General features: G+C 69.8%; 16 protein-coding genes and 1 riboswitch. Of the genes, 9 read left to right on the top strand and 7 right to left on the bottom strand.

Annotated elements, in window-relative coordinates:
• Window positions 1-10: 10 nt before the first annotated feature.
• Entirely contained in the window at window positions 11-1,639 is a 1,629-nt protein-coding gene (locus AABM36_RS04465; RefSeq protein ID WP_423447529.1) for an amidohydrolase, read from the top strand.
• Window positions 1,640-1,827: 188 nt separating this feature from the next.
• On the opposite strand, the gene AABM36_RS04460 is transcribed toward AABM36_RS04465, so the two are convergent.
• Window positions 1,828-3,207, bottom strand: a complete 1,380-nt coding sequence (locus AABM36_RS04460; protein WP_423447527.1) for an NAD-dependent succinate-semialdehyde dehydrogenase — start codon at window positions 3,205-3,207, stop codon at window positions 1,828-1,830.
• 228 nt (window positions 3,208-3,435) lie between these two features.
• On the opposite strand from AABM36_RS04460, the gene AABM36_RS04455 reads away from it, so the two are divergent.
• From AABM36_RS04455 to AABM36_RS04420, 8 genes are all read left to right on the top strand, one after another.
• Window positions 3,436-3,756 (top strand): ArsR/SmtB family transcription factor, encoded by a 321-nt coding sequence (locus AABM36_RS04455; protein WP_423447525.1) that lies wholly within the window; start codon window positions 3,436-3,438, stop codon window positions 3,754-3,756.
• A 473-nt stretch (window positions 3,757-4,229) separates the two neighbouring features.
• A complete protein-coding gene (locus AABM36_RS04450) occupies window positions 4,230-5,705 on the top strand; it encodes an NAD-dependent succinate-semialdehyde dehydrogenase (protein ID WP_423447523.1) in 1,476 nt (491 codons plus the stop codon).
• An 88-nt stretch (window positions 5,706-5,793) separates the two neighbouring features.
• Complete coding sequence (gabT, locus tag AABM36_RS04445) at window positions 5,794-7,137, top strand: 4-aminobutyrate--2-oxoglutarate transaminase (RefSeq protein WP_406018993.1); 1,344 nt, start codon at window positions 5,794-5,796, stop codon at window positions 7,135-7,137.
• A 295-nt stretch (window positions 7,138-7,432) separates the two neighbouring features.
• The gene (locus tag AABM36_RS04440) at window positions 7,433-8,902 is read left to right on the top strand and encodes an amino acid permease (protein WP_423447521.1); all 1,470 of its coding nucleotides are present in this window, start codon (window positions 7,433-7,435) and stop codon (window positions 8,900-8,902) included.
• Between the two features lie 35 nt (window positions 8,903-8,937).
• Entirely contained in the window at window positions 8,938-10,530 is a 1,593-nt protein-coding gene (locus AABM36_RS04435) for an amidase (protein WP_423447520.1), read from the top strand.
• A 120-nt stretch (window positions 10,531-10,650) separates the two neighbouring features.
• Window positions 10,651-12,285, top strand: a complete 1,635-nt coding sequence (gene pgm / locus AABM36_RS04430) for a phosphoglucomutase (alpha-D-glucose-1,6-bisphosphate-dependent) (RefSeq protein WP_423447518.1) — start codon at window positions 10,651-10,653, stop codon at window positions 12,283-12,285.
• A 148-nt stretch (window positions 12,286-12,433) separates the two neighbouring features.
• A riboswitch (SAM riboswitch) is annotated at window positions 12,434-12,549 on the top strand.
• Between the two features lie 11 nt (window positions 12,550-12,560).
• Window positions 12,561-12,923, top strand: a complete 363-nt coding sequence (locus tag AABM36_RS04425) for a hypothetical protein (protein ID WP_423447516.1) — start codon at window positions 12,561-12,563, stop codon at window positions 12,921-12,923.
• A gap of 267 nt (window positions 12,924-13,190) precedes the next feature.
• On the top strand, window positions 13,191-14,306 hold the full coding sequence (locus tag AABM36_RS04420) for a lipid II:glycine glycyltransferase FemX (RefSeq protein ID WP_121241952.1): 1,116 nt from the start codon (window positions 13,191-13,193) through the stop codon (window positions 14,304-14,306).
• A 21-nt stretch (window positions 14,307-14,327) separates the two neighbouring features.
• Here AABM36_RS04420 and AABM36_RS04415 read toward each other — a convergent pair whose 3' ends face one another.
• The 6 genes from AABM36_RS04415 to AABM36_RS04390 all read right to left on the bottom strand — a co-directional run bounded on the left by AABM36_RS04415 (window position 14,328) and on the right by AABM36_RS04390 (window position 23,761).
• A complete protein-coding gene (locus AABM36_RS04415) occupies window positions 14,328-15,863 on the bottom strand; it encodes a sulfatase-like hydrolase/transferase (RefSeq protein WP_423447514.1) in 1,536 nt (511 codons plus the stop codon).
• 180 nt (window positions 15,864-16,043) lie between these two features.
• The gene (locus AABM36_RS04410; protein ID WP_423447512.1) at window positions 16,044-16,826 is read right to left on the bottom strand and encodes a metal-dependent transcriptional regulator; all 783 of its coding nucleotides are present in this window, start codon (window positions 16,824-16,826) and stop codon (window positions 16,044-16,046) included.
• Window positions 16,827-16,835: 9 nt separating this feature from the next.
• Window positions 16,836-17,948 carry a hypothetical protein gene (locus AABM36_RS04405; RefSeq protein WP_147436650.1) on the bottom strand — a complete coding sequence of 371 codons (1,113 nt, stop codon included), beginning with the start codon at window positions 17,946-17,948 and terminating at the stop codon, window positions 16,836-16,838.
• 147 nt (window positions 17,949-18,095) lie between these two features.
• A complete protein-coding gene (locus AABM36_RS04400) occupies window positions 18,096-18,572 on the bottom strand; it encodes a hypothetical protein (RefSeq protein WP_423447510.1) in 477 nt (158 codons plus the stop codon).
• A 25-nt stretch (window positions 18,573-18,597) separates the two neighbouring features.
• A complete protein-coding gene (locus tag AABM36_RS04395; RefSeq protein WP_423447508.1) occupies window positions 18,598-18,861 on the bottom strand; it encodes a hypothetical protein in 264 nt (87 codons plus the stop codon).
• Between the two features lie 73 nt (window positions 18,862-18,934).
• Window positions 18,935-23,761, bottom strand: a complete 4,827-nt coding sequence (locus AABM36_RS04390) for a DEAD/DEAH box helicase (RefSeq protein WP_423447506.1) — start codon at window positions 23,759-23,761, stop codon at window positions 18,935-18,937.
• Between the last annotated feature and the right edge of the window lie 47 nt (window positions 23,762-23,808).

Below are 23,808 nucleotides of genomic sequence, written 5' to 3'. Positions count from 1 at the left end.
GAGGAGTCCCATGCACCGCCTGTTCCACAACGCCACCGTCCACGCCATGAACCCGGCCACGGGCTGGACCCCGCAGGGCCAGTGGCACTCCCACGACATGCCGCACCCCGACGCCATCCTCACCTCGGAGGACCGGATCGTGGCGGTGGGCGAGTACCGGCAGCTGCGTGACCTGGCTCCGCTGGGCACCGAGCGCACGGACCTGGCTGGCACGTACGTCCTGCCCGGCATGGGCGACGGGCACATCCACTCCGCCATGTACTCGCGCTCGCTCATCGAGCCGGACATGCGCGGCTGCACGAACCTGGACGAGGCCCTGGCGGTGCTGCGGCCCTACGTGGAGCAGGCCAGGACGGATCCGTCCATCACGTGGATCTTCGGCGGGCAGTGGAACATCAACGCGTGGACGAGCCCCGAGCGTCCGGACCGCCACGTGCTGGACTCGGTGGCCCCGGACGTTCCCGTGGCGCTGAGCTCCCTGGACCTGCACACCCTGTGGCTGAACTCGCGCGCGCTGACCGAGCTGGGGCTGGAGCGCACCGTGAAGGACCCGGACGGCGGCGAGTTCGAGCGGGACGAGCACGGGGAGCTCACCGGGGTGCTCAAGGAGGCGGCCGCGATCCCCATCCGGGACGGCCTGATGCAGTCGGACGTCTCCGGCAGCATCGACAGCTACCTGCCCCTGGGCCAGCGCGAGCTGCTCCAGCGCGGCATCACGTCGATCCACGACATCGACGGCGTGGACTGCCTGCACGCGTACCGCACGCTCCACGACCGCGGTGAGCTGGACATCCGCGTGCACAAGATCCTGCGGCAGGAGCAGATCGAGGACTTCATCCGGCGCGGGATCCGCACCCACTCCGGGGACGAGTGGATCTCCATGGGCCCGCTGAAGCTCTTCGCGGACGGCGCCCTGGGATCCCACACGTGCCACATGTCCGAGGCGTGGCCCGGAACGCAGAACCACGGCATGGCCGTGATGGAGCCCGAGGAGCTGGAGCACTGGATCCACCGGGCGGCCTCGGCGGGGATCGCCGCTGCCGTGCACGCCATCGGGGACCAGGCGGCCACGGAGGCGCTGGACGCGATCGAGGCGAACCAGGCCATCTCCCGGGCCTTCGGGCTGCGCCACCGGATCGAGCACGCGCAGTACGTCAAGCGCCGCGACGTCCCCCGGTTCCGGGAGCTGGAGGTCACCGCCTCCCTGCAGCCCATGCACTGCACCACGGACATCCCCCTCAACGGATTCCTGGAGGACCGGGACCTCGTGGCCTACGGGTGGAACAGCCTCCGGCGGGCGGGCGCGGAGCTGGTCTTCGGCTCCGACGCCCCGGTGGAGGATCCCAACCCGTTCCACGGCATCCACGCGGCCATCACCCGTACCCGCGACGGCTCCCCCGCGGGAGGGTGGCAGCCGCACGAGATCATCTCCCGCCCCGAGGCCGTCTCCCACTACACCCACTCCGTGGCCCGCGCCTCCTACGAGGAGAACCAGAAGGGCTGCCTGGCCCCCGGGATGCTCGCGGACTTCGTCTGCGTGGACCGGGACATCTTCGCGGTGGACGCGGAGGCCGTGCGGGACACCGTGGTGGAGGCCACGGTGGTGGGCTCCCAGATCCGCTACCAGCGCGAGGACTGACGCCCGCGCGTGGCCGGTGCCGTGCGGCGTCGCCGAATCAGGCCACGATGACGCCCACGGCGGGACAGCTGGCCCGGGCACGGAGGCCTCGCCCACCCACCGGACCCGGCGGCGTCGCCGCCCCCGGGTACGACGCCGCCCCCGCACCGGCGGCGCGGGGGCGGTGGACACGGGGGTGCCTAGGCCGGCTACTTCTTCTTGGGCGTGTGGATCAGCTTCTTGTTGGCGAACTCCTCGATGCCGAACGGGCCGAGCTCACGCCCCACGCCGGAGCGCTTGACGCCGCCGAAGGGCAGGTCCGGAGCGGTGCCGGTGACCTCGTTGACGTAGACCATGCCGGAGTCCACGCGCTGCGCGACCTCCAGGGCGGCGGCCTCGTCCGCGCCGAACACGGAACCGCCCAGACCGAACGGTGAGGAGTTGGCGAGCTCCACGGCCTCGTCCGCGTCCTTGACCTTGTAGACCACGGCCACGGGGCCGAAGATCTCCTCGGCGTACGCGCGCATCTCGGGGGTGACGTCCGCGAGCACGGTGGCATCCATCCAGGCACCGGGCTTGTCCAGCTTCTTGCCGCCGGCGAGGACGGTGGCGCCCTTGTCCACGGCGTCCTGGACCTGCTCCATGATCTCGTCACGGGCCTCCACGGCGCACAGGGGACCCAGGAAGGTCTTGGGGTCCGTGGGGTCCCCGGGGGTCACGCCCTGGACGGCCTGCGCGAAGTTCTCCACGAAGGCGTCGTACGCCTCTTCCAGCACGATGAAGCGCTTGGAGTTGGTGCACGCCTGGCCGTTGTTGAGCATGCGCCCGAAGACACCCTGCTTGACGGTGCGCTCCACGTTCTCGGCGTCCAGCACGATGAAGGGATCGGAGCCGCCGAGCTCGAGCACGACCTTCTTGAGGTTCTTGCCCGCGGTGGCCGCCACGGCCGAGCCCGCGCGCTCCGAGCCGGTGAGGGACACGCCCTGCACGGCGGGGTCCGGGATCACGATGTCCGCGATCTGCTCGTTGGACGCGAAGATGTTGATGTAGACGTCCTCCGGGAAGCCTGCCTCGCGGAAGAGCTCCTCCTGCACCAGCGCGGCCTGCGGGACGTTGCCCGCGTGCTTGAGCAGCACGGTGTTGCCGAGCATCACGTTGGGAGCGGCGAAGCGGGCCACCTGGTAGTACGGGAAGTTCCAGGGCATGATCCCCAGCAGCACGCCCGTGGAGTCGAGCACCACGCGGGCCTCGCCTCCCGTGGAGGGCGTCAGCGTGCGGCCCTTCATGAACTCCTCGGCGTTGTCCGCGTAGTAGTCGTAGATGTCCGCCACGAGCTGCACCTCGGCCACGGACTGCGCCAGCGGCTTGCCCATCTCCTCGGTGATCAGGGCCGCGAGCTCGTCCTGGCGGTCGCGGTACAGCCCGGCCATGGTGTGCATCAGCCGCGCGCGCTCCGCCACCGGGACGGTGCGCCAGGAGGTGTACTCCCGGGCGGAACGGGCCACGGCATCGCGGATCTGCTCGTCCGTGGCGGTCTCGAAGGTCTTGACGGTCTCCCCGGTCGCGGGGTTGGTGGTTGCGTAAGCCATGGTCCCAGCGTATGGCGCGTCACACCTCGACGGCAGAGGGTTCACCCAGAGCGAGAGGACCCCACGACGCCGCACGGCCCGTTAGCGCGCACCCTGCGTCTCTCGGAGATCCCGCAGGCGCACGCCCCGCACGCCCCGCACGCCCCGAGCTGACCGGACACCGCACGCAGCGCCTGCTGCGCTCCCCCGGACCTTGACACCCCATGAGCTTCATATAAGACTTTCATTATGACGAGCGATGCACCCGGCCCCCTGGCCCCGTACCAGGAGGTCGCACGTCTGTTCTCCGCCCTGGCGAACCCGGCGCGCTGCGCCGTCGTGGACCGTCTGGCCCGCGAGCCCCGCTTCGTCGGAGAGCTGTCCCGGGAGCTGGACCTGTCCCAGCCCCTGGTCTCGCAGCACCTCAAGGTGCTGCGGGAGGCCCATCTGATCGAGGGGTTCAAGGACGGCCGTGTCACGCGCTACCGGCTTCTGGACGAGCACGTGGCCCACGTCTTCCGAGACGCCCTCCAGCACATGAAGGAGCACAGCGATGACTGCCACCACTGACGAGACCACCTGCAACTGCCCGAACTGCTCGGACACCTGCCAGTCCTGCACGTGCGAGAACTGCACCTGCGAGAACTGCAACCACGCGGCGTGACGTGGCCGGACGCGCGGGTGTCCACCCGCCGTCCCGTGCCACCTGCCGCACCGGACGGGCGGCACCCACGGGGGATCTCCACACGGAGGTCCCCCGTTCGCGTGTCCGCAGCCGTTCACGTGTCCCCAGCGACCGCGCGGGGCGCCACCACGGCCGGTCTCACGAACCGGAGCACGCGGCGATGGAGACAGCGGTGGAGGACGAGGCGGCGCGAGCATGACGGGCGCAAACCGGAACAATGGACGGGTGGGCGTCCACCCGTTGGACATTGGATGATCCGACCGCCGAGCCCCTTGCGCCCGGGCATACGATGATCGCAGACAGCCCTGTCCCCAGAACCCAGAGACCGCAGCGCACCCGAGCGCGTGAAAGGAATCAGATGAGCATCCACGACAAGGTTTCCGCCGTCCTCGAGGCCACGCCCAAGGGTCTGCTGATCAACGGCGAGTGGCGGGACGCCTCGGACGGCGGCACGTTCGACGTCGAGAACCCGGCGACCGGCGAGGTGCTGGCCACGCTCGCCTCGGCCACCGAGGAGGACTCCCGCGCGGCCATGGACGCCGCCGCGAACGCCCAGGAGTCCTGGGCCCGCACGAGCACCCGCGAGCGATCCGAGATCCTGCGCCGCGCCTTCGACCTGGTGCAGGAGCACAAGGAGGACCTCGCGCTGCTGATGACCCTGGAGATGGGCAAGCCGCTGAAGGAGGCCCAGGGCGAGGTGGTCTACGGCGGCGAGTTCCTGCGCTGGTTCTCCGAGGAGGCCGTGCGCCACTACGGCCGCTACGCGTCCACCCCCGAGGGCAACCTCAAGATGTTCGTGTCCCACAAGCCCGTGGGCCCGTGCCTGCTGATCACCCCGTGGAACTTCCCGCTGGCCATGGCCACCCGCAAGGTGGCCCCGGCGGTGGCCGCGGGCTGCACCATGATCCTCAAGCCCGCGCGCCTGACCCCGCTGACCTCGCAGTTCTTCGCCAAGCTCATGGTCGAGGCCGGGATCCCCGCGGGCGTGCTCAACGTGGTGTCCTCCAAGTCCGCGTCCAACGTCTCGGACCCGATCATGGCGGACCCGCGCCTGCGCAAGGTCTCCTTCACCGGCTCCACCCCCGTGGGCAAGCAGCTCATGAAGACCGCCACGGACCACGTGCTGCGCACCTCCATGGAGCTGGGCGGCAACGGCCCGTTCATCGTGTTCGAGGACGCGGACCTGGACAAGGCCGTGGAGGGCGCCATGGCCGCGAAGATGCGCAACATGGGCGAGGCGTGCACCGCCGCCAACCGCTTCCTGGTGCACGAGTCCGTGGCCGAGGAGTTCTCGCAGAAGTTCGCGGCCAAGCTCAAGGCGCTCAAGCCCGGCAACGGCCTGGAGGAGGACTCCACCGTGGGCCCCATGGTGGAGAAGAAGGCCCTGGACTCCGTCAACGAGTTCGTGCAGGACGCGCTCGAGAAGGGCGCGAGGGCCGTCGTGGGCGGCAAGCCCGTGGACGGGCCCGGCTACTTCTTCGAGCCCACCCTGCTCACCGGCGTGACCGAGGACTGCCGCGTGTTCCAGGAGGAGATCTTCGGCCCCGTGGCGCCCGTGACCACCTTCACGGACGAGGACGACGCCGTGCGCCTGGCCAACATGACCGAGTACGGCCTGGCCTCCTACGTGTTCACCGAGGACATCTCCCGTGCGCTGCGCATCGGCGAGCGCATCGAGTACGGCCTGCTGGGCCTGAACGTGGGAGTGATCTCCAACGCCGCGGCACCGTTCGGCGGGGTCAAAGAGTCCGGCGTGGGCCGCGAGGGCGGCGCCGAGGGCATCGCCGAGTACACCACCGTGCAGTACATGGGCATGCCCTCCCCCTGGGCCTGATCCCACCCGACACCGCGGGCCCGATCCGCCCGCACCGCACCCCGCGGCGCAGCGACGCGCCGCGCACCGCACGAAAGGACCACCAGAGATGGCAGAGATCGAGTACCGGCTCCCGCAGAAGCGCGAGCTCGTCACCAGCATTCCCGGGCCCAAGTCCCAGGCGCTCGCCGAGCGCCGCGCGCAGACCGTCGCGGCCGGCGTCGCCTCCTCCCTGCCCGTCTTCGCGGACGAGCTGGACGGCGGCGTGATCAAGGACGTGGACGGCAACCAGATGGTGGACCTGGGCTCCGGCATCGCCGTGACCTCCGTGGGCGCCTCCAACCCCAAGGTGGTGGCGCGCGTCCAGGACGCGGTGGCCAAGTTCACCCACACGTGCTTCATGGTCGCCCCGTACGAGGACTACGTGGCCGTGGGCGAGAAGATGGCGCAGCTGACGCCCGGATCCTTCGAGAAGCGCACCGCGCTGTTCACCTCCGGCTCCGAGGCCGTGGAGAACGCCGTGAAGATCGCGCGTGTGCACACCAAGCGCCAGGCCGTGGTGGTCTTCGACCACGCCTACCACGGGCGCACCAACCTCACCATGGCCATGACCGCCAAGGTGATGCCGTACAAGCAGGGCTTCGGACCGTTCGCCAACGAGGTCTACCGCGTGCCCATGTCCTACCCGTTCCGCGATCCCGAGGGCATGACGGGCGCCGAGGCCGCGAAGCGCGCGCTGACGATGGTGGAGAAGCAGGTGGGCGCGGAGAACGTGGCCGCCGTGGTCATCGAACCCATCCAGGGTGAGGGCGGCTTCATCGTCCCCGCCGAGGGCTTCCTTCCCGCCCTGTCCTCGTGGTGCCGTGAGAACGGCGCCGTGTTCGTCGCGGACGAGGTGCAGGCGGGCATCGCGCGCACCGGCGCGTGGTTCGCGTCCGAGCACGAGGGCGTGGAGCCGGACCTGGTGACGTTCGCCAAGGGCATTGCGGGCGGCATGCCGCTGTCCGGTGTGGTGGGCCGCACGGAGATCATGGACGCCGTGCACCCCGGCGGCCTGGGCGGCACCTACGGCGGCAACCCGGTGGCGTGCGCCGCGGCCCTCGGGGCGCTGGAGGCCATCGAGGAGTGGGATCTGGTGGCGCGCGCACAGGAGATCGAGAAGGTGATCCGCGAGGAGCTCGGCGCCGTGGCGGAGTCCTCCCCCGTGGTGGGCGAGCTCCGCGGCCGCGGCGCCATGATCGCGCTCGAGTTCGTGAAGCCCGGCACCACGGAGCCCCACCCGGACGCCGCCAAGCAGATCGCCGCGCGCTGCCTCGAGCAGGGCGTCGCCATCCTCACGTGCGGCACGTACGGCAACATCGTGCGCCTGCTCCCGCCGCTGGTCATCGACATGGACCTGCTGCGCGACGCCCTCGGCGTGTTCGCCGGGGCCATCGAGGAGGCGGGCGCCTGATCCTGCGGATCTGACGCCTCGCGCACCCTGACGGGCGGCCACCGGTTCTCCGGTGGCCGCCCGTTTGCGTGCCGCTCACGCTCCTGGCACGACGCCGCCGCGCCGCCCGGATCTGCTGCGGCACCGCGCTCGGGCCGGCACCGTTGCACCGCAGCTCGCCCGGACCTGCGGCGACGCCGCAGACCCACCCGAGGCTCGCGCGGCACACGTCACCACCGCCCACGCACCTTCTGTGGTACAACTCACCTATCCGCAGCCACTGTCGCCACCTCTCCTGCGGGTGAAAGGACCAGCCATGAGCACCGGCAAGGCACCACAGGGACCAGCACGGACCGGCAGCTCCGCCGCCGCGGGCGGGGACTCCCCCGAGATCACCCACAAGGCGCTGCGCTCCCGCCACGTCACCATGATCACGCTGGGCGGGATCATCGGCGCGAGCCTGTTCGTGGGCTCCGGCAACGTGATCCGCATGGTGGGCCCGGCCGCGGTGCTCTCCTACCTGCTGGGCGGACTGCTCGTGTTCCTGGCCATGCGCATGCTGGGCGAGATGGCCGCGTCCCGGCCCGCCGTGGGCTCCTTCATGGAGTACGCCCGCGTGGGCCTGGGCGACTGGGCCGGGTACTTCGTGGGGTGGCTCTACTGGTACTTCTGGGTGGGCGTGATCGCGTTCGAGGCCGTGGTGGGCGGATCGCTGCTCGCGGGCTGGTTCCCCGCGATGCCCGTGTGGCTGTGCTCGGTGGTCCTGCTGCTGGTCTTCACCGCCACCAACCTGATCTCCGTGCGCTCGTTCGGTGAGGTGGAGTTCTGGCTGGCGAGCATCAAGGTGGCCGTCATCGTGGCGTTCCTGGCCGTGGGAACCCTCTTCGCGTTCGGGCTGTGGCCGGGCGCCGACTTCTCGATCCCCAACCTGTGGGAGCACGGCGGCTTCGCGCCCCAGGGTGGCTGGGCCGTGATCTCGGGCGTGGCCGTGGTGATCTTCTCCTACTTCGGCACGGAGATCGCCGTGATGGCGGCCGCGGAGTCCGAGGACCCCGCCAAGGGCATCCGCCAGGCCACCGTGACCGTGGTGTGGCGCATCCTGATCTTCTTCGTGGGCTCCATCCTGCTGATCGTGACCATCGTGCCGTGGAACCAGCTGCCGGACCCGGACGAGCAGGCACCGTTCGTGTACGTCTTCGACCTCTTCGGGGTCCCGGGTGCGGAGATGATCATGAGCATCGTGATCTTCACCGCGGTGTGTTCGGTCCTGAACTCCGGACTGTATTCCGCAGCGCGCATGTTCTCGGCTCTCGCGGGCGAGGGACTGGCTCCGCGGATCGTGGCCCGCAAGTCCTCGAACGGCGTGCCCGTGGTGGCCGTGCTCGCTTCCACCCTGGGCGGCTACGCGGCGGTGTTCGTGAACTTCCTGGCCCCGGAGTCCGGGATCTTCGACTTCATCATGAACTCGGCCGGCCTCGTGGCCCTGTTCGTGTACGTGTTCGTGGCCATCACCCAGATGAAGCTGCGCTCGCAGATGAGCCCCGAGGAACAGGCCAACCTCAAGCTCAAGATGTGGCTGCACCCGTGGCTCGGCATCCTGGTGATCGTGGCGGTCGCCGGGATCGTGGTGGTCATGCTGGTCTCGGACGAGGCGAGCCGCACCCAGGTGTGGACGAGCCTCGTGGCCGTGGCCGTGCTGGCACTGTTCTGGCCGCTCGTGCGCCGCAACCTGCGCCGCCGCCGGAGCGCCGAGGCGGCGGAGCCCACCACGACGCCCACCGCCTGATCCCCCACCGCCCACCGACCGCGCGAGAGGATCCCGTGGCGCACTTCCCCACCCTGACCGAGACCGTGGCCGCCCTGCGCCGCGGCGAGACGACGAGCGAGGCACTCACCTCGGCGGCACTGGACCGCATCGACGCGCTGAACGAGCACCTGGGGGCGTTCGTGCACGTGGCACGGGACGCGGCGCTGGAGGGCGCCCGCGCCGCAGACCAGCGGCTGCGCTGCGGGGGGCTCCTCGGAGACTCTCGGGCACCGGCCTCCGAGCGGTCCGGCGGGTCCACCCGGCACGGCGGAACGCGTCCCTCCGTGGTCCCGCCCCAACACCACGCGGAAACGCCCGCCCTGCTGGGCGTCCCCCAGTCGCTCAAGGACGGGCACGACGTCGCCGGCATGCCCACCTCCTGGGGGTCCCTGACCACCCGCGGGGAGGACGGCACGGTCCCGCCCGCGGAGCAATCGGACGAGCTCGCGGCCACCCTGCAGGACAGCGGTGCCGTGCTGCTCGGCAAGACACAGGTGCCGGAGTTCCTGCTCAACTCCTACTCCGAGAACCGCATGTACCCAGCAGCGCGCAACCCCTTTGCGCTGCACTGCTCCCCGGGTGGGTCCTCCGGCGGCCAGGCCGCCGCAGTGGCCGCGGGCATCCTCCCCGCGGCCATCGGCTCGGACGGCGGCGGGTCCGTGCGGATCCCCGCGGCGGCGTGCGGGCTCATCGGGCTCAAGCCCAGCCGAGGACGGGTGCCCAGCAGCGACGCGCTGTCGAACGTCGGGCAGCTGGGGGTCAACGGGCCGATCACCCGCACCGCCGCGGACGCCGCCCTGCTCCTGGACGTGCTGTGCCACACCCCGGGCCACGAGCGGATCGACCGGCCCGTGGTGGCCGCGCCCGAACCGTCGTTCTCGCGGGTCGTGGAGCGCGCCCTGGAGGGGGATGCGCCGTGGGACCAGCGGCCGCTGCGCATCGGGGTGAGCACGGCCTCTCCGTTCGACGCCACGTACGAGATCACGGTCTCCCCCGAGGCGCGGTCGGCGCTGGCCGAGGGGATCCGCCTGCTCGAGGCGCTGGGCCACACCGTGGAGGACGCGGAGATCCACTACGACCCCGCGTACCCCGAGGCGTTCTCCCGGCTGTGGACCACGGCCATGGGCCAGCTGCCGCTGAACGGCGCCGAGCACCTGCTCACCGGGCTGGCCCGCTCGTTCCGCGAGCGCGCCCTGTCCCGCAGCGCGGTGGAGCTCGCGGACGCCTTCGCCGTGCTGCGCGGGATCGAGGCGGACCTCATCCGCCAGTTCTCCCGCTTCGACATGGTCCTCACCCCCGCCCTGGCCATGCCGCCGCGGCCCGTGGGGTGGTTCCACGAGGGCTTCGACATCGCGGATCCCGCGGGTGCGGAGCAGGACTACATGCGCCAGTGCCAGTACACGCCGTGGACCTCGGTGGTGAACGTGATCGGGCTGCCCGCGATCACGGTACCCACCACGTGGCGCACCCCCGAGACCGGCGACTACCCGGGTCCGGTCCCCATGGGAATCCAGCTCGTGGGGCGCGCGTCCGGTGAGGCGCAGCTGTTCGCGCTGGCCGCCCAGCTGGACCCGCCCACGACGCCGCACGCCCGCCTCGTCGCCTGAGCGTGCCTCCGCGCGCGGGAGGTGGCCGTGCGGCGTCGTCGTCCGCCGGGGCGGGGCCGAGGCCCGAAACCGAGCGGCGCACGGCCTGACGGGGCGCGCTTTCGGGACTAGGTTGGGGGCATGACCAACCGTGCGGGCACCGTTGCCCAACCCAGTGACCTCGTGGACATCGACGACCTCGTGGCGGCATACTTCGACCGCGCCCCGGATGCCGGGAACCCGGACCAGCGGGTGGCGTTCGGAACCTCCGGGCACCGCGGCTCCTCGCTGAAGACCTCGTTCAACGAGGACCACATCGCGGCGATCACGCAGGCGATCGTGGAGTACCGCGCCGGGCAGGGCATCACCGGCCCGCTGTTCATGGGCAAGGACACCCACGCGCTGTCCGGGCCCGCGCAGGACACGGCGCTGCAGGTGCTCGCCGCCAACGGTGTGCACACGCTGCTGGACGCGCGGGACGGGTTCACACCCACCCCGGCGCTGTCCCACGCGATCCTCACGTACAACGCCTCCCAGCCGGAGGACCGCGCGGACGGGATCGTGATCACCCCGTCCCACAACCCGCCCACGGACGGCGGCTTCAAGTACAACCCCCCGCACGGCGGCCCCGCGGACACGGACGCCACCGGGTGGATCGCGGACCGCGCCAACGAGCTCATCGAGGCGGGCCTGGAGGGCGTGCGGCGCGTGTCCCTGGAGGACGCGAAGGCCGCGGAGACCACCGGGACGTTCGACTTCCTGGACAGCTACGTCTCCGCGCTGCCGGAGATCATCGATCTGGAGGCCATCAAGGCCGCAGGCGTGCGCATCGGCGCGGACCCCATGGGCTCGGCGTCGGTGGCGTACTGGCAGGAGATCGGCGAGCGCTTCGGACTGAACCTGGAGGTGGTGAACCCCACCGTGGACCCGCAGTGGGCGTTCATGACCCTGGACTGGGACGAGAAGATCCGCATGGACTGCTCCTCCCCCTCCGCCATGGCCTCGCTCATCGGCGCCCGGGACAAGTACGACATCGCCACGGGCAACGACGCCGACAGCGACCGCCACGGGATCGTGACCCCGGACGCCGGGCTCATGAACCCCAACCACTACCTCGCGGTGGCCATCGACTACCTCTACCGCACGCGCGACGGCTGGCGCGGCGACGCCGGGGTGGGCAAGACCCTGGTGTCCTCCTCGATCATCGACCGCGTGGCGCAGTCCCTGGGCCGGCGCCTGGACGAGGTGCCCGTGGGCTTCAAGTGGTTCGTGCCCGGACTGCTGGACGGCTCCATCGGTTTCGGCGGGGAGGAGTCCGCGGGTGCCTCGTTCCTGCGCCGGGACGGCTCCGTGTGGACCACGGACAAGGACGGCATCATCCTGGCGCTGCTCGCCGCGGAGATGACCGCGACCACCGGCACAACCCCCTCGCAGCGCTACCGCGAGCTTACCGAGCAGTTCGGGGACCCGGTGTACCAGCGGATCGACGCCCCGGCGAACCGCGAGCAGAAGGCCGCCCTCAAGAAGCTCTCCGCGGAGCAGGTCACGGCGGACACCCTGGCCGGTGAGCCCATCACCGCCAAGCTCACGGAGGCCCCCGGCAACGGCGCGGCGATCGGCGGGCTCAAGGTCACCACGGAGAACGCGTGGTTCGCGGCCCGGCCCTCCGGCACGGAGGACGTCTACAAGATCTACGCCGAGTCCTTCAAGGGTGAGGAGCACCTGAAGCAGGTGCAGCAGGAGGCCAAGGCTCTGGTGGACTCGGTCATCGGCTGAGTGCCACGGTGCGGGGCTCCCGCACCGGCTCGCTGCGCAGGAGCCGCTGAGCGGTACGGGGTTCTCCCGTGCTGCTCGGCGGCCCTTCGTCGTGTCCGGGCGGCGCAGACGCTTGTGCGTGTCGGAGCGTTGTGCTGTGATGTTCCCGGATCAAGAAGCCCGACCATCAGCCCTCCGGCTGGTCGGCTGGCAACCGGTTGTTCGCACCCGGTGCCCCCGGAGGAAGATCCGCCGCCCGGCACCCGCCGCGCGGAAGTCTGCGAAAGGTCACCATCATGAGCAACTCCGCTCCCACTCCCGAACACCCGTGCGTCCACATGGACGGGGATTCCGCCTGCCGGAGCTACCGCCCGGGGCACAACGCGCACTACATCCAGTCCCGCCTGGCCGTCGAGAACCAGGACCGGTGGGTCCGGGTGGAGCTGGGCGCCCCGCACGGGAACACGGTGCAGGCCACGTTCCCGGACGGCGGCACCCGGACCTGGTGGTGCCACGACCCCGCCCTGCTGGAGCGGTTCCACACGCTGCAGCACAGCGGGGCCGCGGCGTCGTTCGACCCCGGGACCTCGCTCGCCAGCGTGCCGAGCTCGCAGAGCAGGCTCGCCCTGCTGCACCCGGCGGTGGTCGACGGGCAGTGACGATCCCGCGGTGATCCAGGGAAGTACCGGGTGGGCGGGCGCCACGTCCTGCCCACCCGGTTCCTCCCGTGGCCCGAACGGCCGGTGGGACGTGCTGTAGTCGCGTTCCACCGGCTTCTGCCGCTGGACACGCCGTCGTCACATGGGAACACGCCGCACGGGTGCTGTTGCGGGTCGGTGAGCTTGGCTATCTAATGAAGATCGACCCCCGCGACCCCAGGACGATCCCTTGCGGCGGGGGCAGACACTCAAGGATGAGCACCCCGCATGAGGCACACCCCCGCCCACCCGGACCCCCTCGCGGTCCTCGGACCGTCCAGCGTGCTGCAGGCCGAACCCTGGCAGCACTTCCAGGCCGGTCTCTCGCGACGCACCCACGCCCTTGACGGCACGGGGTGGCACGCGCTCGTGATCGAGGAGCGCTCCCGGGCCGGGGCGGTCTGGTACGCCCCCTACGGACCGGTCCTGGCCCACCCCGAGGTTCTGCCGGAGGCGTTGCGCGAGCTGCGCACCGCCGCACGCGAGCACTCCGTGGCCTGGTTGCGGGTGGAGCCGCAGGTGCCGTCCCCGGTCGGCACCCCCTTCGCCGCGGCCGTGCAGCAGCAGAACGCCACGGCACCCTCGCTCGGCGCGGCACTGCGCGCCCTCGGAGCGCGGCCCGCCCCGCGTGACATCCAGCCCGCGTACACGCGGTGGGTGGATCTCGCCCGCGAACCGCAGGAGATCCTCGCGGCCATGACGGGCACCAACCGCAACCTGTGGCGGCGCCACCGGGACAAGGGTCTCACTCTGGCCTCGGACTCCCATCCGGACGCCGCCGAGGCCGTGATCGACCTGCAGCACCGCACCGCCGGGCGAAAGGGCTTCACGGCGCACAGCGAGGACTACCTCCGCAGCGCCGCCCGCAGCCTGGGGGCCACGGGGAACTGCACGGCCTACACCAGCTCCGTGGACGGCACCGTGGTCAGCGCGCTGCTGACGTACGACTCCCCGACCACGCGGATCTTCGCCCACTCGGGCATGGACGCGAGCGTTCGCAAGCTGCGCCCCAACCAGCCGCTCATCGCCCAGGCGCTGCTCGACGCCGCCGAGCAGGGTCTCGCGATCGGCGACCTCTTCGGAATTGCCCCGCTGAGCGATCCCACCCACCCGTGGACCGGGTTCAGCGCCTTCAAGCGATCCTTCGGCGGCGCGGACGTGGCACTGGGCGGCACGTGGGACGTTTCCGTCAGCGCCCCCCGCTACATGGCCTACCGCGCCGCGCGCCGCGCGCGGGACGAAGCGGGCTCGGCGCGCACGCGCGCCCGGGTGGCGGCGGCCCGCGTCCGTGCCGGGCTGACCTCCGGAAAGCAGGCGGGAGAGACCTCGCCCAGCGGGAAGTAGCCGCGCGGAGGGGCCAGGGGGTCAGCCCACCGGGTTCTCGGGGTCCCAGGCCCGGGAGTAGAAATCGGCGGAACGCGAGTCCAGCAGCTGCTGGTACTCCTCGGGGTCCATGGCCTGCGCCGAGCCCTGGGGAGGCTGCTGCTGCCGGACGGACGTGCCCAGGCCCGCGGCGCCGTCGTGCACCGAGAGACCCGCCGCCTCCAGGAGGGTGGGGTACATGCTGAGCTGGTCCGCGCCGGCCCGCAGGGGCTGCTCGGCGGTCTCACCAGGGATCCACACGCGGTTGAACACGGTGCGGTTGGGGTGGTGGTCCAGCTGCTCGTGGAACGCGTCCCCGGCGCTCATGTGCTTGAGGTGGTCGCCCATGATCACCACGGAGGTGTCCTCCAGGTAGCCCTGGGCCTTCATGTGCTCCACGAACCCGGCCACCTGGGTCATGGAGCACGCGAACACGGAGGTCACCTCGTTCTGGGTGTCCACGTCGCAGGAGTTGTAGATGTGGACCGGTTCGTGGGTGTCCAGGGTCAGCATGGACAGGTTGAACGGCTGGCCCGTGCGCTCGTACTCGGCGTGCAGGCGGTCCACCTCGTCCTTGGCGTGGGCCATGAGGCGCTCGTCGCTCAGGCCCCAGTCGCTGCGGAAGTTCTCCGGGGGCTCGCCCGCCGCGCGCCAGTCCTCCAGGCCCTTGTCCTCGGTGTAGCCGTGGGTGCGCAGGAACGTGTCCTTGCCCGCGAAGGAGGAGTTGGCCCCGCCCAGGAACGTGTTCGTGTACCCGTGGTTCTGCAGGACGTCCCCCAGGCAGGTCACGCCACCCAGGTACTGCTCCTGCCCGGCACCGATGTCACCGGAGCTGCCGTTCCCGGCCTCCTTGAGCGGGATGCCGCACTGGGTGGAGGCGATCCCGGCCATGGTCCAGCCGCCACCCTCGTACTGCTGGAAGTCCTCGACGCTGCGCCACCCGTCCTCGGGCCGGGTGACCTCCTCGAGCGGCGCGAAGGCGTTCTTCTCGAACAGCTCCTCGTCCGCGAGCGTGGCCTCCCCGGACTCCAGGTAGATGACCACCAGGTTGCGCTTGTCCGCGTCACTCGTGATGGTGGGCTGGACGTACTTGGAGCCGATGTCGTGCGGGGACTTCACGGCCTTGACGTACTGGGGCAGGTCCACCGCGGACGCGAAGCTCGTGCTCCCCGCCACGAACACCGCAGCCACGGTCACGGCGGAGGCGCAGCGCACGACGCCGCGCGGGGCCCTGGTGGACTGCCCGCGCCGGGCCCGGCGCAGCCACGCGCGCCGGGCGAGGGCGATGCCCACGGTGACCAGGACGGGAAGAACCCCGATGACCAGCACGGAGATCCACACCACGGACCCGCCGCCACCGTCCGTCTGCACGGACATCAGGTTCATGCGCATCTGTCCCACCGAGATCTGGCCCCAGTAGTGCCGGATGATCCCACCCGCTGCCAGCAGGGTGAGCCCCAGCCAGATCAGGCCGTAGCACAGCCCGCGTCCCGTCCAGCGGCCCACCCGCCTGCCCACGCGCAGAAAACCCTCGGACATGTTGTGGACCTCGTGTTCCTGGATCATCCGGTGCCAGCCCGCACCGCCGCGGCCCGGGCATGGTGTGCCGCCGCGTTCGCATTCGTGTTCCTTCAAGAGTAGGACATGTTCCGGTCATCCGCTGTTCACCTTGCAGTCCGGCGGCAGCACATGACGGACCGGTGGTGCGGGCGGTCCCGTTCAGCCTGCGCGGGTGAGGGACTGCACCCAGACGGCCTCCGCAACCAGGATGCCGAGGTCCACGGCATCCCGGCCGGGTGCGTCCGTGCCCGCCGCAGCGGGAGATGTCTGTGTCTGCCGGCCGGCGGGCGAGCCGCCCCCGGGAAGGTGACCGTCCGGCGTCGTTCCCCCTGCGGCCACGCGCACCCGCACCGTGGCGCTGCGGGCGGGGCCCGGGAGAACCTGCAGCACCGTGCCCGGCCGGATTCCTGCTTCCGCGAGGATGCGCAGGGTCTCGGGGCTCTCGTCCGAGACGCGCGTGACCCGCACGGGCTCCGGGTGGGTGACGTCCGCGAGCGGAACGGCCAGGGCGGGAGTGACCACCCCGTCCCGAGAGGGGATCGCATCCCCATGCGGGTCCTCGGACGGGTGGCCGAGCTTGGCATCCAGGCGGTCGATGAAGCGGTCGGTGACGGCGTGCTCGAGGACCTCGGCCTCGTCGTGGATCTCGTCCCACGCGTAGCCCAGCTCGGTGGCCAGGAACATCTCGAGGATCCGGTGGCGGCGCACCATGTGCACGGCCACGTCACGGCCCTCGGGCGTCAGCTCCACCACCCCGTAGGCGGGCCGGGTCACCAGGCCCTGCGCGGTGAGCTTCTTCAGCGCCTCCGAGACGGTGGAGGGCGCCAGGCCCATCCGCGCCGCCAGCGACGTGGTGGTCACCCGCTCCGGCTCCCACTCACCCAGCCGCCAGATGGTCTTCAGGTAGTCCTGGGTGGACGGGCTCAGCTCTGCGGGGTGCACGGGATCAGGCTAACGGCCCGTGGCACTCAGCGCGGTGTACTCGTCCCGCACTTGCAGGCCCGTGCGAACCTCCTCCAGCGCGGGTTCGAGGAACGTGGTGCGGTATGTGGGATCCGTGCCGATGCTCACGATGAAGTTCAGCGCGCTGAACGCGGCCAGCACCATGCACACCTGCACCAGGGGCTTGGTCACCGGAAGGTCCGCGAAGACGCCGCCGAACTGGGCGGGTGGACTGCCGATCCACTGTGTGGCGGTCTCCGGAGAGACGGACAGGACCCCGAAGACCACGTAGAACACGAAGACCACCACGCCCAGCAGGGTCACCTGGATCAGGCTGATGAGCACGCACATGGCGGTGATGTTCGCCCGTTCCAGGGGACGCAGGTCCTGCCCGCTCTCCCGGGCGTCGTAGGCGCGGATGATGCCCGAGATCTCGTCCTTGGCGTTCAGGGTGGCCAGGGCCACGCCGAGAGCCCCCATGACCCCCACGATCGCCCAGGTCCGCCCCATGGACAGCTGCGCCACCACCTGCCAGATCTCCGCGTTGAAGAAGGAGAACAGCAGGGCGAGCATCAGGATGGGCAGCACCCGCCCGATCATGGAGCCCAGGTGGCTGAGCTCCCGCGCCGCCCGGCGGGACGCCCAGGACATCACGGATCCCACGCCCCAGTACGTGGCCAGCAGGATGACGGCGAGCACGACCACCACGTCTGTCAACGACGTGCCCTCCGAGCTGCCGTGCAACCAGGGCAGAGCGAGAATCGCGGCGATCAGGAGCACCCCGATCCCACCGCTCACTGCGAACGGCAGCCGGGGCAGCAGCAGCTGGGCAAGCCACCACCCCACGGGGAATGCCAGCACCATGAGCAGTCCCGCCCCCACAGCCACCAGCTGGCTCTCCGTCGGATTCACCAGGTCCCCGGCGGTCGTGTGCTCGACGCCCGCCACGAGCAGGTTCATGCCCGCCAGGAGAAGCAGAGCACCCACCAGCGCGGGAGCGCTGCGGGACACGATCCTGGCCACACGGGCGCGCGGTTCGAGGACCAGGGGAAGACCGCGCTGGCGCAGCTCGCTCTGCAGGGCATGGGCGCGCGGTTCTGAGGTCCTCAGGTGACTGGGCATGGGTTCATCTTGGCGGACAGGCGGCGGGGGAGCCAGTAGCGGCGCGGTTCACGCCGTGACGGTCGCCAGCACGCCACCACGTCGCCACGTCGCCACGTCATTTCGAGCGCAGCACCTACGCCCCCTCGCCCCGGGCCGCGGCCGCGATCAACGACCGCGGCTCTTCAGCTGCCGTAGCAGCGTCGCGATGAGGTCCTGCTCCTGCAGGCTCGGATCCTCCGCCTGTGTGAACTCCTGTCCAGTCATCCCGTCCCCCTGGCGGCGGTTCTGGGGCGGTTCGAGGCCCTCGATCAGGATGGCCTCCATGGTGGCCACCACCAGGTCCGTGCCGAAGTTCGACCCGGCCTCACCCAGCAACCCGGTGCTCAGCACGGGACGCAGGCCGAACCACGAGAACCTGTCCCACCGGCCCGACAGCCGGTCCTTGGTGTGCTCCGCGAGGCGTGCCCCGAGCCTGGGACTGGACACGCGTCCGGCGTAGATGGTTCGCGCACCGTCGTGGAGCAGGTAGACCCCGATCTGCCGGGCGAAGTCGGTGGGATCCTCGTCCTGGGACTGGCGGCCCAGCACCCTGACCGCGTTCGAGCCCACGGACCAGTCCACCAGGTCGCGGCGCCAGAACATCCCGAAGGCCGTGATGAGGCCGGCATCATCGTGCTGGGCGTCGGACGTGCCAGAAGGACCACCCGTTGGTCTCCTTCCCCATCCGCACGGCGCGGGCCGCTCCGGACGGCGTGCCGTAGGAGGCATCCTCGTACAGGACTGATCCGTCGGCCGTGAGTGCCGCCTTGGCCGGCCACTTGCGGGAGGTGGATTCGAGCTGTTCCCCGGGGGACAACAGGTCGTGTTCGATCAGGTCTTTCAAGGTGGCCATGCGTTCCCCAGCTGCAGTCGTTCGATGTGCTGTCCTCACCGTAACGGCCCCGGCTCGGGCAGCACTGCAACGGCAGCTGCCCGCGACTCCCTGGGCTCAGCCTGCGGTCATCTCACACGGCCCCCGGCAGCCCCTCCACGATCTCCATGGTCCGCACGCTCACCGTGGTCACGCGCTTGACGAGGTCCACGATGTAGCGGTGGTTCTCGTGCTCCAGCGCCCAGTCGTTGGGGTCGTTCACGATCCCCGACGCCTTGTCCGTCTTCACCCGGTACCGGTCCAGCAGCCACTCCAGCCCGGAGCGCGAGCCCAGCATGTACTCGTGCGCCGCCTCCGGGATGCCGCTGAGCGTGATGTTGCCGTTGTACACGATCACCGAGCGGTCCTTGGACCTGCCCGTGCCGCCCCAGCGCATCGTCGTGACCCGGTAGAACGCCGGGTCGGACTCGTCGCCCGTGCTGTGGGACTCGGTCAGCGGGTACGGCTCCACGGTCTCGTAGCCGATGTGCAGGTCCATGAGCTCGCGCCCCGCCCGCGCGTACGCCCGGAAGTCCTCGGCGGAGCCCGGCAGCGGGATGCGCGGCAGCTGCCGCTTGAGGTCCGCCGCGTACTTCTGCCGGTAGCGCGGATCGTGCAGCTGCGCGTACACGCTCGCGAAGATCTCGTCCTTGCTCACGCCCTCCCCGAAGGCCTCGGTGTAGCGCGCCAGGGTCTCGTCCGTCACGTTGTCGAGCCGCCGGTAGCCACCCACGACGACGCCGCTCTCGCCCCCGCCCAGCCCCAGGTCCAGTTCCGTGGGATTCTCGTTCTCGGCGGGTGTGTCGAGGGGTTCGTAGGTGTAGCGGGGGAAGAACTGGCCACCTTGGCCATAAAAGTTGAGATCGGGAATGGCATCAGTCATCAGAACACAGAGTTCCATGTTCGTGCCGCCCGTATTGGCGTAGAACCCGTAGTTCTCGTGCTCCGGGGTCGGGAACATCTTGGGCAGCTGATACCGGCGTTCGTTGAGGTGCTTATCGAAGTAAACCACCTGCTTGCTGAATGGGCGATAAGCGCTGCGGCGAATCATTGACTCCTGGAACTCAAGTCGCCGATGTGCGGCAATGTCACCCAGCAACCCACTGGACCAGCTGATTCGCTGAGGATCGTAGGTGACGCCTGCCTTTGCTTCTCTCAATTTATCTGCGGCGGATGTGCCAACCGGTCTTACTTCCTTAGCCATCTCATTGAAGTATTCGATGGTGGATCGAACTTTTCGACTCAGCGCCTTCTGCGAGTAGCTGAAGCACCATGCATCGCGACCCGTCGCCACTCCGCGACTATACGCAGTTAGTACCGGAGGGACACTTGAGCTTCCATCTCGGTTTCCCAGCGGCGCGTACTCCTGAAACTCGTCCGTGGACTGGTTGAGCCACTCCCCCTTGGCGTTGGGCTCCAGGGTCTGCCAGCCCTCGTCGCTCAGCCCCGCCGTGTGGATGATGTCCAGCTTCTCCTCGCGGGAGAGGTAGTCCCCGATGTCCCGGTAGTGCAGCTCGCAGTCCCCGGTGTGCGCGGGGTCCTTCACCGCGAGCAGCACGGCCACCGTGGCACGGCTGCCGCTGCCGAAGACCTTGCCGCCCTCCTTGCGGGACTGCTCTCCCGCGGTGCGCTGGTTGCCCCGGAAGTTGAACACGTGCAACCGGTCGAAGTCCCGCACCAGCGACTTCCGGATGCCGTCCGCCGAGTTGCCGTCGATGTACCCGCCGTTGGTCACGTAGGCCAGGATGCCCCGGTCCCCGATCCGGTCGGAGCCCCAGCGCAGGGCGCGCACGTAGGAGTCGTAGAGGCTGTTCTTGTTCTGCCCGCTTCCCAGCGCCGCGTACGTGTCCCTGATCCGGGCGTCGAGCGTGGGGTAGGCCAGGTTCGCGTTGTTGTCGTTCGCGCTCGTCTGCCCCACCGAGTACGGCGGGTTGCCCACGATCACGCGGATGTCCGCGTCCAGCTGCTTCTGCGCGCGGGAGTTGTTGCCCGTGAACACCTCGCTGTCGATCACGTCCCGGTCCTCGGACATCTGGAACGTGTCCCCCAGCACGATCCCCCCGAACGGGACGTACATCCCGCCCTGCACACCGTGGTACGTGGCCTCGATGTTGATCGCGGCAATGTAGTAGGCCAGCAGCATGATCTCGGTGGCGTGCAGCTCCTCCGCATACTTGCGCGCGAGGTCGTGGGGTTCGATGATCCCGGACTCGATGAGCCGCACCATGAACGTGCCGGTTCCCGTGAACGGGTCCAGCACGTGCACGTCCCGGTCCGTGAGCCCCACGCCGAAGTGCCGGCGGGAGAGCTCGTCCACCGAGCGCAGGATGAAGTCCACGATCTCCACCGGGGTGTACACGATCCCCATGGCCTCCGCCTGCTTGGGGAACGCCTTGGTGAAGAAGTTCTCGTACAGCTCCGTGATGATCTGCTGCTTGCCTTCCGGGTTGTCGATTCCCGTGGCCCGGCGCCTCACGCTGTCGTAGAAGGACTGCAGCGTGGCGGTCTCGGACTCCAGGTTGTTCCCGGCCAGCGTGTCCACCATCCGCTGCATCACCACGGACACCGGGTTGTGCGCCGCGAAGTCGTAGCCCTCGAACAGCGCGTCGAACACCGGCTTGGTGATCAGGTGCTGGGACAGCATGGAGATCGCGTCCGTGGCGGAGATGCCGTCGTTCAGGTTGGCTCGCAGCGCCGCCACGAACGTCTCGAACTGCTCCGCGACCTCCGGGGAGGGGTCCTGGGTGACCAGGGCGGTGATCCGCTCGGTGTGCCTGGCCGCCACCTCCGCAATGGTCGCGGACCAGTTCTCCCAGTACTCGCGGTCCCCCACCTTCTGCACGATCTTGGCGTAGATGGCGTCCCGCCACTCCTGCGCGTTCTCGAACGGCAGCTCCAGCACGGTCTGCTCGCCGTGCTCGCCCGTGGGGACCACCACCGTGGAGTCGTCGTCCACGGTCACCGGGATCACGTCCAGGCGGTCGTCCCGGTCCTGGTTGAGGTCGATGTGGTTGACCATCGCCTCGAAGCGGTCGTCGTGCGAGCGCAGCGCGTTGAGCACGGACCAGATGACCTTGTACTTCTTGCTGTCCTTCAGCGCGGCCTCCGGAGCCACCCCGGAGGGGATGCCCACGGGCAGGATGATGTACCCGTAGTCCTTGTTCTTGGCCCGGCGCATCACCCGCCCCACGGACTGCACCACGTCCACCTGCGAGTTGCGGGGGTTGAGGAACATCACCGCGTCCAGGCTGGGCACGTCCACGCCCTCGGACAGACACCGTGCGTTGGTGAGGATGCGGCACTCGCCCTGCTCGGGCTCCGCCTCCAGCCACCGAAGCTTGCTACCCCGCTGCGCCACATTCATGGTGCCGTCCACGTGCTCGGCACGGAGCAGCAGATCCTGCGGGTTGTCCTGCGTGAGCTGCTCGCTCACCCGCTCCAGGGCGTCCGCCACGCGCTGCGACTCCCGGATGTTCGCGGCGAAGGCCACCGCGCGCCGCATGGGAGCCGGGGCACCCGGGCGCGGAGCGGCGTCGTCGTCCTTGCCGCCCGGGGCGGAACCGCGCGTGGACAGGCCCTTCCAGCAGCCGACCATGCGGGCGACGTCGTCAATGCTGAGCTGGCCGTCCTCGTCCGTGAGCAGCTCCTGGAACTGGCGCGTGATCGCGGCCTCGTCCACGGCGAGCACCAGGACCTTGTAGTCGCTGAGCAGACCGCCCTCCACGGCCTCCCCGAAGCCCAGGCGGTGGAACTCGGGGCCGAACAGCGCCTCGTCGTCCATGGACGCGACCACCACGGAGTTCTCCTCCGCCTTCTTCCGTGTGCCCTCGTCGAACACGCGCGGCGTGGCCGTCATGTAGAGGCGCTTGGTGCCGCGGATGAAAGACTGGTCGTGCACGCGCACGAACGCGGAGTCCTCCTGGCCGGCCAGCGTGGCGCCGGTGGTGCGGTGGGCCTCGTCGCAGACGATCAGGTCGAAGTCCGGCAAACCCATCTGCTGCGCCTGGTGCAGCACGTCGATGGACTGGTACGTGGAGAACACCACGGTGCGGCCCGCGTAGTCCGGAAAACGGTTGAGCTGGGTGATCAGGCGCTCGGCGCTCGTGGTGGCCGGCAGCGCCAGGTCCGTGGAGGAGATGTCATCCGCGGTGCTCTTGCCCACCTTCACGTCCGAGCACACCGCGAACGCGCGGAACTCCTGGGAGGCGTCCCGCTTCCACTCGGTGAGCGTCTGCGAGAGCAGGGAGATGGAGGGCACCAGGAACAGCACCGTGGCGTTCTGCGGGGTCTGCTCCTGCATGATCTGCAGCGAGGTGTACGTCTTGCCCGTGCCGCACGCCATGATGAGCTTGCCGCGGTCGTGGCTCTCGAACCCCTCCTTGACCGCCGCCATGGCCTGCAGCTGGTACGGGCGCGGGGACTTGCCCTCGTCCGTCCGGACCATGTGCTCCGGCTGATCCAGGTTGAACTGGGACCAGTCGATGGGCGCGTCCGCGAGCTGGGCCAGCCCCACCGTGGACCACGGCTTGTCCAGGTTGTCGATGGTCTTGCGGGTGTTGCCGCCCAGCTCCTTGAGGGACGTGGAGACCATGAGCCGCTCACCGAACTCAGCCGTGGCGGAGGCGGAGATGAAGGAGTCGATGTCCCCCTTGGCGATCACCTTGTCCGGATCCTTGAACTTGCACTGGATCGCCACCTTCTCGCCCGTGTCCGCACGGACCCCCACCAGGTCCACGCCGATGTCCGAGCGGTTGCCCCGCTCCGGGTACTCGTTCCACAGCCACACCTTGGAGAACGAGTACGCCTGGTCCGTGAGCAGGTAGGACCGCATCAGCCGCTCGAACTTGTCCCCGCGGTCACGGGTGTCCAGCGCCCCGTAGTAGAGCTTGTCGAGCAGTTCACCGAATGCGTCCTGGGTCATGCCGATCATTATTCATGGACCCCCGGGCGGGTCCGAGGACCCACGCC

It is taken from the genome of Kocuria sp. KSNUG (genome assembly GCF_049532735.1).
In the GTDB taxonomy this organism is placed as follows: Bacteria; Actinomycetota; Actinomycetes; order Actinomycetales; family Micrococcaceae; genus Kocuria; species Kocuria rhizophila.
This window is presented reverse-complemented; position numbering and strand designations above follow the sequence as displayed.